9 protein-coding genes and 3 tRNA genes are annotated in these 10712 nt (G+C 55.9%); all 12 read right to left on the bottom strand.

All coding sequences use genetic code 11. The annotated features are described in order from the left end of the window. Window positions 1–43: 43 nt before the first annotated feature. Window positions 44–129, bottom strand: a tRNA-Leu gene (locus C5687_RS19620). Between the two features lie 21 nt (window positions 130–150). After that, window positions 151–226: transfer RNA gene (locus tag C5687_RS19615), tRNA-His, on the bottom strand. A gap of 67 nt (window positions 227–293) precedes the next feature. Further along, window positions 294–370: transfer RNA gene (locus C5687_RS19610), tRNA-Arg, on the bottom strand. 102 nt (window positions 371–472) lie between these two features. Then, window positions 473–1858, bottom strand: coding sequence for a bifunctional threonine/serine APC transporter ThrP (gene thrP / locus C5687_RS19605; RefSeq protein ID WP_095442009.1), 1386 nt, complete (start codon window positions 1856–1858; stop codon window positions 473–475). A 197-nt stretch (window positions 1859–2055) separates the two neighbouring features. Then, window positions 2056–2796: a lipopolysaccharide N-acetylmannosaminouronosyltransferase gene (gene wecG, locus C5687_RS19600; RefSeq protein ID WP_059385459.1), complete on the bottom strand. Its 741-nt coding sequence runs from the start codon at window positions 2794–2796 to the stop codon at window positions 2056–2058. 12 nt (window positions 2797–2808) lie between these two features. Continuing rightward, window positions 2809–4161: an ECA oligosaccharide polymerase gene (gene wzyE, locus C5687_RS19595; RefSeq protein ID WP_095452465.1), complete on the bottom strand. Its 1353-nt coding sequence runs from the start codon at window positions 4159–4161 to the stop codon at window positions 2809–2811. Next, on the bottom strand, window positions 4158–5237 hold the full coding sequence (locus C5687_RS19590) for a TDP-N-acetylfucosamine:lipid II N-acetylfucosaminyltransferase (RefSeq protein WP_095442011.1): 1080 nt from the start codon (window positions 5235–5237) through the stop codon (window positions 4158–4160). Before C5687_RS19590 ends, wzyE begins: the two co-directional genes overlap by 4 nt. After that, window positions 5234–6484: a lipid III flippase WzxE gene (gene wzxE, locus C5687_RS19585; protein ID WP_045285574.1), complete on the bottom strand. Its 1251-nt coding sequence runs from the start codon at window positions 6482–6484 to the stop codon at window positions 5234–5236. Before wzxE ends, C5687_RS19590 begins: the two co-directional genes overlap by 4 nt. A 1-nt stretch (window position 6485) precedes the next feature. After that, window positions 6486–7616: a dTDP-4-amino-4,6-dideoxygalactose transaminase gene (gene rffA / locus C5687_RS19580; RefSeq protein WP_047959699.1), complete on the bottom strand. Its 1131-nt coding sequence runs from the start codon at window positions 7614–7616 to the stop codon at window positions 6486–6488. Between the two features lie 4 nt (window positions 7617–7620). Then, entirely contained in the window at window positions 7621–8298 is a 678-nt protein-coding gene (rffC, locus tag C5687_RS19575; protein ID WP_104557593.1) for a dTDP-4-amino-4,6-dideoxy-D-galactose acyltransferase, read from the bottom strand. Continuing rightward, a complete protein-coding gene (gene wecC, locus C5687_RS19570; protein ID WP_104557592.1) occupies window positions 8295–9557 on the bottom strand; it encodes a UDP-N-acetyl-D-mannosamine dehydrogenase in 1263 nt (420 codons plus the stop codon). Before wecC ends, rffC begins: the two co-directional genes overlap by 4 nt. Then, window positions 9554–10684: a non-hydrolyzing UDP-N-acetylglucosamine 2-epimerase gene (gene wecB, locus C5687_RS19565; RefSeq protein WP_025757578.1), complete on the bottom strand. Its 1131-nt coding sequence runs from the start codon at window positions 10682–10684 to the stop codon at window positions 9554–9556. Before wecB ends, wecC begins: the two co-directional genes overlap by 4 nt. Window positions 10685–10712 lie beyond the last annotated feature (28 nt).

Raw genomic sequence — 10712 nt, 5'->3', positions numbered from 1 at the left:
TGTACTGCTTTTTGAATTTTTAGTTCAATTCATTTAAAAGTCGTGGTGCGAGGGGGGGGACTCGAACCCCCACATCCTAAGGACACTAACACCTGAAGCTAGCGCGTCTACCAATTCCGCCACCTTCGCAATTCACAACTCTTTCAATAATGGGGTGGCTAATGGGATTCGAACCCACGACAACTGGAATCACAATCCAGGGCTCTACCAACTGAGCTATAGCCACCACTGTATTCTTTCACGCGGTACTGACTACTTCTCAGACCACCGCAGCTCTAGCGCCGGGACTAAAATGGCGCGCCCGACAGGATTCGAACCTGAGACCTCTGCCTCCGGAGGGCAGCGCTCTATCCAGCTGAGCTACGGGCGCTTAGCGCCGTTGCGGGGCTGGATATTACGTACCTCCGACCCCGCTGTCTAGTGCTTTTTTGAAAAAAATGCGCGTTTGGTTATGGTTTGCACATTTTGCCGCTTATTCCTCCACTTTCTGCGTGGTGGCACGGCGACCCAGGCCAAAAAGCTTATACGCCGCCGTCACGGCCGCCAGGAAGATCATCCCGACAAACAGCGACATGCGGGTATCTTCATTAAAGTACATTCCGATTAATACGCAAATCAGGAACGCCATCGTCAAATAGTTCGCATACGGGAACAGTATTGAGCGGAACGGATGGCTTGCAATCGCCTTTTTATGCGCATGACGGAAACGCAGCTGGCTGATGAGGATAACAAACCACGGCACCATGCCCGGCAGTACGCTGGCACTGTAGACATAAACGAACACGCGCTGCGGATTCGGGATGATGTAATTCAGGCAAGAGCCAATCAGCAGGATAGCAATGGATACCGCCACACCCGCAACCGGCACGCCAGCACGTGAGACTTTGCTCATTGCCGCAGGCAGCTGGTTATTCTTCGAGAGCGCATAGAGCATACGCCCACAGCTATACATCCCGCTGTTACAGCCTGACAGCGCCGCCGTCAGGACCACAAAGTTAATGATACCTGCCGCCGCCGTGATACCAATTTTGGCGAAGGTTAAAACAAACGGACTCCCCGTCGTGCCAATTTCGTTCCACGGGAAGATGGTCACGATAACGAAGATCGCGCCCACATAAAAAATCAGGATACGCCACAGTACTTTGCCCACTGCACTACGCAGCGTAACCTGTGGGTTTTTCGCTTCACCGGCTGTGATCCCGATGAGCTCCACGCCCTGATACGAAGCCACAACGATACACAGCGCCGTCAGGAAGCCTTTCCAGCCGCCAGCGAAGAAGCCGCCATTTTCGGTCAGATTGCCAAAGCCAATCGCGTGTCCACCGTTGCCAAAGCCGAAGAAAATCACGCCCAGTCCGACGACAATCATCACGATAATGGTGGTGACTTTAATCATTGCAAACCAGAACTCGATCTCACCGTAAAGACGTACGGCGGCCAGGTTTGCCAGCGCCACCAGCCCCACGGCTATTAGCGCGGGTATCCACTGGGCCATATCCGGGAACCAGAACTGAACGTAGACCCCTATCGCGGTGATCTCTGAAATGCCCACCGCCATCCACATAAACCAGTATGACCAGGCCGTCAGGTAGCCAAAGAACGGGCTCATATACCGGTGTGCATAAACGGCAAAAGAGCCGGTTACCGGTTCCAGGAAGAGCATTTCGCCCATGGAACGCATAATGAAGAAAACAAACAGCCCGGCGATAATGTACGCCAGTAAGACGGAAGGGCCAGCCCATTTGAGCGTGCTTGCCGAACCCATAAACAGGCCCACGCCGATAGTGCCGCCCAGCGCTATCAGTTCAATATGACGAGCTTCCAGCCCACGCTGTAGCTCCGGTTTTTTCTCAGCCATAGATCCTCGATTGTGTTTGCTGTTTCCCGGCTTAAGACCGGGTATTGTTTTTTAGGGGGACTAAAATACGGAGCGAATGGTTTCTTAAAATGTGCCAAATGGCAAACGATGCATTAAAAAAATGAATGCATTGCACAGATTATCAGCAGTTTTGCAGGCGAGTTGCAGCGCGAATAGCATATCGCGCTACATTTTGATTACATTTTCCCGGTGTGATGCCAGGCGAGGTAGCGAAGCAGACGGATCTGTCGTTTAATACGCGTCGGTTGCGATAACAGGCGGTACAGCCACTCCAGCCCGAGATTTTGCCAAACCTTAGGCGCACGCTTAACGTGGCCGGTAAAGACGTCATACGTGCCGCCGACACCCATATAAAGGGCATCAGGGCAGACCAGACGGCAGTCACGCATCAGGATCTCCTGGCGCGGGGAGCCCATCGCCACGGTGACAATTTTCGCCCCGCTGTCACGAACGCGCTCAAACAGGGCCTGCCGTGCTTCAGGTTTGAAGTAACCATCCTGACTGCCGACAATATTCACATTCCATTGACGACGCAGTTTCTCCTCAGTCTGAGCCAGCACCTCCGGCTTCCCGCCAATCAGGAACACGGGCGTGCCCTGCGCGCCGGCGCGAGCCATGAGCTGCTCCCAGAGATCGGCTCCCGCCACGCGAGAAACATTAGCGTCAGGATACTTTTTACGGATGGAGCGAACCACGCTGATGCCGTCCGCGTACTTAAACTCCGCCGCTTCAATCAGGCTTCTGACCTCGGCGTTATCCTCCACCGCCAGCATCTTTTCCGCATTGATGGCGACCAGCGTACCGGATTTCATCTGGCCGTCGGCGAAGAGAAAGTCCAGCGCATGCTGCATGTCGCGCCAGCCAATCAGCTGCAGACCACGTAGCGCATAGCGCGGTGCAGAAATGTTATCAGTCATTACTATCCTTACTCAGACTTGTGACAGCGTTGTGCTGCCCTGACGCTCGCGCCTGTGCACAAGCCCTGCATTGTCAAACAGCCAGTACAACAGCTTGGCCAGTAACAGGCAGACGCCGAAAACAACCATGAAGAACACCACGCGCGAAACAAACGAATCCAGTCCTTCACGCGCCAGAACGATCATATTGAAAATGGCACCGAAGCAGAAACTGTGCAAAATGGCCGCTTTATAGCGGTTGGTCTCTTCATTGCCACGCAGGTAAAGCCAGTCGAACCACTTGATAATCAGCCCCACGGCAACCGCCCCGGGCAGAATGAACCACGCCCCCCCCATCACCACCAGGGAACCGAGCAGCGTTGGCGAGATTGCCAGACCGGAATGGTTGTTCAGCACTTCCCACGTAAAGTAGTTCGCCGTATTCAGCACCACGCCAGGGCGGTCCGGCCATAGCCAGGAAGGGATAAAGACGTAGAAGTCGCGAACAATCGGCGCCAGCCCCTGGAAATCAATCTTGTCGTAGTTTTGCAGCAGTAATGCCAGGTTTTCCCACGGCGAGAACGTATCCCGCGTAAGGTAGAGGAACGTATAAAATGCCTCATCACCCGCCACGTTCATTCCGTACCGCTTCAGCGCCAGCCAGAACATCCCCACAATGCCAAACACCCCGGCGGCAACCAGCATCCACAGCGAGATCCAGCCGCGGATGATGCCAATAAACAGGAAGATGGCGAAAGCGATAATGATATTGGCGCGCGTACCGCCCACAATCATATAGGTCAGGATGCCAAACGCAACGGTACTGACCAGGAAGAACAGCCACGCTTTGCTGTCCTGACGCAGGAAAAAGATCACCAGCATCGCCGGGATGAAGAAGTAGAAGAAACGCTTAAACGCCACGCCCGATACTTCGGCAGAAAAAATCTGGCTGTAGGAGTGAAGCTTAAACAGCAGGAAGCCGTTATGCATGAAGAAGATACCGACACTGACCAGGGCAATGCTCATCAGCATCACCCACGTCAGGTGGGTCTCCACACGGTTCATGGTAAATAGCGCCCGGCGCGGCGCGGCGGCCTGCGCGGAACGCAGACGCGTTTTATAAGTAACGTAGTAGACCGCATAGAAGCAGGTCGCTGCCAGAAGCGCCTGGAGCAAAATTTCCGGCGGCGCGACGCTCACGTCAAAGCGGAAGACCAGAATGCTGGTGAGCGGGAAACCGAAAAAGAACGTCAGCAGAAACAATAACGAGAAGAACACGTTAAAGTTGAAACGCACGCGGCGGAATTCGAACCAGGTGAGCGTACCGATAAACAGGATGCTTAGCAGCCAAACGACCAGCAAACCGCTGAATTGCAACTGGCTCATGCTTTGTCTCCTGCAGCGATACGCAGTGCGCGGTGCCACGGCGTGAGGTAATTCGGGCTAAAGAAGTCGATGGCGTTTTTATCCACCAGCGCCAGCTGTCGCTGTGCTTCCCGAACAACCTCTTCATTAAGCACATCCGTGGTAAACAGGACCGGAAGATGCTGTTCGGCCATGTCCTGCCAGAACGGGTTGTCGCGGTTGAGCACGCACGGGATCCCCGCCTGAATAAGCAGACACAGCGTGCCAATGCCCTGCTGACGAGCAAAGATGAAATACCCGAGGTCGCATTTTCTCAGCAGCGCGAGATACTCCTCAAATTCCAGCTTATCCCGCAGAATATGCAAATTCTCCGCGCTGAATAACGCGAGTCCCTGCTGGCGAACCTCATCAATGTAGGCGTCGTTATTGGCGGGATAACCCATCGGCACCACCACCTTCACCGTGTCGCCAAACTGCTGATGCACCGCCCTGAGCGCTGCAACATGTTCGTTACTGCGATCGCCGGAATTCCCCACCAGGATCGTCAGCTTGCCTTCTCGCACCGTGTCATTTGCCATGGCGTTCAACGCCGGATCCATGCGGGTCGGGAAATAGAGCAGCTCACCACGCACATTCGGATGCTGTTTCGCAAAATAGTTGAGATCGCCACGGGTAGCAAAAACGCAGCCCACCCGCCCCTGGGCCATGCGGCGCAGGGGATAGAACAGACGGAATTTCCAGCCGCGGGAGACTTCGTAGAGATCGGCCCCCCAGATATGCCAGCTGCACTGGGAAGGTTTAATCCCCCCGCTGAGAAGCCCCAGCCACAGGCCGGTATTAAACTGCCCGTGGAAGAAGAATCGTTGCTCACGATCCGCTTTGGCTTTGGCAATCACCGCCTTTGCCAGCGTGGCCTTATCCGGCCAGAAGCTCATATTCAGCGCCGGAAATGCTGCGCTCAGGCCCTTATCCTGACCTGCAACCATAAACTCACGCGCATCGGGATTACCCGATGCCAGCTCGTCGTTGAAAAACCGCAAAACGGTCTGGTTATGGTGTGGGATATCCGATCCCAGGATGTGAATCAGTGCAGTCATGCGCGTTTACGCCACAATAAAAATACGCCGCAACAGGCAGCGAAATAAACGATATACGTTGCCATATAGGCCTGAGCCGCCCCCAGCGCGCCGTGCGCGGGTATCAACCAGTGCGAGAACGACGTCAGTAACACAAACTGGCTCATTTCCGCCAGGATATACAGCCGCAGTGAGGCCTTCGCAATCACCAGGTAGCCGAAAACGTAAGCCCCTACTTTCAGTACATCGCCCACCAGCTGCCAGGCAAAGAGATCGCGCATGGCGGTGAACTTCGCCGAGAAGAGCAGCCAGATAGCGACATCACGCAATAACCAGACAGTGAAGCTGGCAGCCGCAACCGCCGGCAACACAAAGCGCAGCGATCGGAAAATCTCACGGGTGATATCCTGTCTGGACGTCAGACGCGATAAGGTTGGCAGCAAATAAACGCTAAAGGAAGCCGTAATAAACTGGAGGTAGGCGTCAGAAATGCTGCTCACGCCCTGCCAAATCCCGACCTCCTCCCAGCTATAATGCGCCGCCAGCAGGTTTCGCATCATCACATAGGCCACGGGCAGCGTGACGGAGGTAATGAGCGCCATCAGGGTAAATTTACCCAGCTGGCTGGCAAGCAGCTTGTCCCATTGCGGTTTCAGGTAGCGCAGAGGGATGACGCCCCGACGCATCAGCATAAACGCGGCAGGCACAACCACGAGGGCCGGTACCAGCGCCAGCCCGAGCAGGGCACCTTCATAGCCACCGAGGCGATAGCAGAAGTAGTAGGCAATAACACCAATGACGCTTCCCAGGATTAACGCAAGGGCGTTCCCGGCAGCATCACGAAAACCTTTCATCAGCGCCAGCAGCAGGTTAGCCCAGGCAATACCCATCTGCACCAACGCAACCAGACGCACCAGTCCCTGATAGTGGGTGTGACCGAATAATCCCTGGCTGATGGGGGCCGCCGCCAGCAGAAAGACAATCGCCATCAGGGTCGAAAAACCCGTGACCATCGCCGAAGCGGTGCCCACCACCCGGCGCAGCTGTGCCGCATCATCATGATACTGCGCAACGTATTTGGTCACGCCGTTGAAGATCCCGGCACCGGCCAGCACCCCAAGGACGGTAACGAGCTGGCGGAAGTTACCCGCCATCCCGACACCTGACGGGCCAAATGAGACAGCCAACAGCTTGACGACCAGCAGTCCGGCGCCAATTTTTACAAGTGTGGACGCGGCGGTCCACACCGATGCTTTTGCCAGAGACATATCAGCCGAAATAGCTCAGAAGGGTATTAATCACCGTACGCTGGTTAACTGGCGCGAGGTTGTAGAACAATGGCAGGCGAAGCAAACGCTCACTTTCTTTGGTCGTGTAACGGTCTTCACCCGCAAATATGCCGAACGCTTCGCCCGCGGGGCTGGAGTGCAGCGGAATGTAGTGGAACACCGCCATAATTTCAGCCTCTTTCAGCCAGGCGATGAGCTGGCTGCGATCGTCGTTATCGCGCAGCTTGATGTAGAACATGTGCGCATTGTGGACACAATCAGCCGGAATGGTCGGGAGTTCAATGCGCCCGGCTTTCGCCAGAGGCTCCAGCGCGTCGTAATAGGTTTGCCACAGGGACAGACGCTGAAGGTTGATACGCTCCGCGGCTTCCAGTTGCGCCCACAGGTATGCCGCCTGCAGATCCGCCATCAGATAACTTGAGCCGATATCGCGCCATGTGTATTTGTCTACCTGTCCGCGGAAGAACTGGCTGCGGTTGGTCCCTTTTTCGCGGATCACTTCCGCGCGCTCGACCAGCGCGCGATCGTTTATCAGCGTCGCGCCGCCCTCACCGCCAGCGGTGTAGTTTTTGGTTTCGTGGAAGCTAAAGCAGCCAATATGGCCGATCGTGCCCAGCGCGCGTCCCTTGTAGGTGGACATCACCCCCTGGGCGGCGTCTTCCACCACAAACAGGTTATGTTTGTTGGCAATCGCCATGATGGTGTCCATTTCGCAGGCTACGCCCGCATAGTGGACCGGCACAATCGCGCGCGTTTTATCGGTGATCGCCGCTTCAATGAGCGTTTCATCAATGTTCATGGTATCCGGACGGATATCCACAAAGACGATTTTCGCCCCGCGCAGGACAAACGCGTTCGCCGTGGAGACGAAGGTATAGCTTGGCATAATGACTTCATCGCCAGGCTGGATATCCAGCAACAGGGCCGCCATTTCCAGTGATGCCGTACAGGACGGGGTCAGCAATACTTTAGCGCTGTGAAAACGCTGCTCCATCCACTGCTGGCAGCGACGGGTAAACCCACCATCACCGCAGAGTTTGCCGCTGCCCATAGCAGACTGCATGTAGTCGAGTTCGGTGCCCACGACGGGTGGTGCGTTAAATGGAATCATCTTGTCACCTGTATAACCAGTAGGCGGTGGCGTCGATGTTGGCACCACTCGCAATATATCGTTTAAGCGCGGCGGTATTGCCCACCTGGGTCGCCACCCGCAGCGTCACAAGTTTTTGCTCCTGCGCCCAGTACAGCGCCGCCTGCATGAGTTTCTCACCCATCCCACGCCCGGCTAATAAGCCAATCCGCGCCTCGCGCTCGTTGAGCTTACGCAGGGAGACAAATCCCTGGATCTGACTGTCCCCTGCCCGAAAAACCAGGCAGACATGGTCAAACGTGCCTTTAACCGCATTCTCCACCCACTGGGCGTAAAACCGTCCGCTATCGCCAGGCGCGTACCAGGGCGCGCGAAAGCGGCTCTGCGCAAACGCCTGGGCCGCCATCTGACGCAACACGGGAATATCCTGTTCGGCTGCCATTTCCGCACCGGGCGCATCGTGCCGGGTAAGGGTAATGGAGAGATCGGCCTCACCTTCAACCAGCTTAAAGCCGTGCTGCTGGAGCGCATCAAGCAGATCAGTACGGTCCGCCGGGATCTTAGCCTGTACCCGTTGCCAGGCGGTAAATGCCGATTCAGTCAGTGCCGGCGCATCATCGCGCAGTCGTACGATGGCCGACGGCAGACTGAAAAAGTCACTCTCCCATTGCAGAGACTCGAGTACCCCATTCAGGCGGCTCAACGCCAGACACCCTTGGTATCAACCACATGCTGCTGATGAACGGCATCGCCGGAGATCGCTTTAAACTCGTTGTGATCCACCAGCAGCACCAGCACATCCGCCGTCGCCAGGGCATTGTCGAGCGCTGTCAGCGTGCAGTGCCCCGCCAGTTTTGCCGGCAGTTCATGAATATTTGGCTCGACCACCAGTGTTTCGCCTTTGTGCCATTCGGCAATCATTTCAGCAATTTCCATTGCCGGGCTTTCGCGCAGGTCGTCAATGTTGGGCTTAAATGCCAGACCAAAGCAGGCGATTTTCAGCTCGCTGGCGCGCTTGCCGCTCTCTGCCAGACAATCCGCTACCGTGGTTTTGACCTGGTTGAGTACCCAGTGCGGTTTGCTGTCGTTCACTTCACGCGCGGTGCGGATCAGACGAGCCTGCGCCGGATTCTGCGCCACGATAAACCACGGGTCGACGGCGATGCAGTGCCCGCCCACGCCCGGGCCTGGCTGGAGAATATTGACACGCGGATGGCGATTCGCCAGGCGAATCAACTCCCAGACGTTAATCCCCTGATCGGCGCAAATAAGTGACAGTTCATTCGCGAAGGCGATGTTAACGTCACGGAAGCTGTTTTCCGTCAGCTTGCACATTTCAGCAGTGCGGGAGTTGGTCACCACGCATTCGCCTTCAAGGAAAATCTTGTATAGCGCGCTGGCACGTTCAGAACACACGGGCGTCATACCGCCAATCACGCGGTCGTTTTTAATCAGTTCAACCATCACCTGGCCCGGCAGTACGCGCTCCGGACAGTAGGCGATATTGATATCCGCCTGCTCTCCCGCCTGTTGCGGGAAGCTTAAATCAGGACGCGCGTCGGCCAGCCACTGCGCCATCTGCTCGGTCGCGCCAACCGGCGACGTCGACTCAAGGATCACCAGCGCCCCTTTCTTCAGCACAGGCGCGATAGATTTCGCCGCCGCTTCGACATAGACCATGTCGGGTTCATGGTCGCCTTTAAATGGCGTGGGAACAGCAATCAGGTACGCATCCGCTTCAACCGGCGTGGTACTGGCGCGCAGGAATCCCCCGTCAACCGCCTCCTTGACCACGCGGTCGAGATCGGGCTCCACAATATGAATTTCGCCACGGTTAATGGTTTCCACCGCGCGAGTGTTGATATCCACACCGACAACCTGTTTTTGACGAGAGGCAAACGCCGCCGCGGTGGGCAAGCCAATGTAGCCAAGACCAATGACAGAGATGGTAGTAAAACTCATAGCGATACCCGATTGTGTTTAAGTGCATGCAAAATACGACCACAAGCCTGCCCGTCGCCATATGGGTTATGGGCCCGGCTCATTGCCTGATACGCTTCCTCGTCGTGCAGCAGGCGCGTGACCTCTTCGACAATCAACTGCGTGCTGGTTCCGACCAGGCGCACGGTTCCCGCTTTAACGGCCTCCGGGCGTTCGGTCGTTTCACGCATCACCAGCACCGGTTTACCGAGGGAAGGCGCTTCTTCCTGGATCCCACCGGAATCGGTGAGGATCAGCCAGGCATGGTTCATCAGCCAGACAAACGGCATGTAGTCCTGCGGTTCCATCAGAAGTACATTGTCGACATGGCCCAGAATGCGGTTAACCGGCTCGCTGACGTTAGGGTTGAGATGGACCGGATAAACGATCTGCACATCTTCGTTCTGCGCAGCAATTTCAGCCAGCGCATGACAGATCTGCTCAAAGCCCCTGCCAAAGCTTTCGCGGCGGTGGCCGGTCACCAGGATGGTTTTTTTGCCGTTGTGCAGGAAGGGATAACGGGCAGCAAGGTCTTCCTGCAGTTCGCGGTTCGCCAGCACGCGATCACGTACCCAAATTAACGCATCAATGACCGTATTACCGGTCACGAAGATTTTGTTATCAGCGATATTTTCACGCAGCAGGTTCTGACGGGAATTTTCCGTGGGCGCAAAGTGGTACATCGCCAGATGTCCGGTGAGCGTGCGGTTAGCTTCTTCCGGCCACGGCGAGTAGAGATTGCCGGTGCGCAGTCCCGCCTCAACATGTCCTACGGGAATACGCTGGTAAAACGCCGCCAGGCTTGTCGCCACGGTGGTGGTGGTGTCGCCGTGAACCAGCACCACGTCGGGCTTGAATGACTCCAGGATCGGCTTGAGCTCTTGCAGGATGCGACAGGTTATCTCCGTCAGCCCTTGACCCGGTTTCATAATATTAAGATCGTAATCCGGGACGATAGAAAAGAGCGTTAAAACCTGATCGAGCATCTCACGGTGTTGGGCAGTGACACACACTTTCGCTTCAATATCAGGATCGCTGGCCAGCGCATGAACCAGAGGTGCCATCTTAATGGCCTCCGGCCTGGTGCCAAATACGGTAAGTACTTTCACATCGATTCTCTTCGATTAAGCGATGAAG

The organism is Enterobacter sichuanensis, from assembly GCF_002939185.1.
Classification (GTDB): domain Bacteria; phylum Pseudomonadota; class Gammaproteobacteria; order Enterobacterales; family Enterobacteriaceae; genus Enterobacter; species Enterobacter sichuanensis.
The sequence above is the reverse complement of the archived record's forward strand: the minus strand, read 5'-3'. Positions and strand labels throughout refer to the sequence as shown.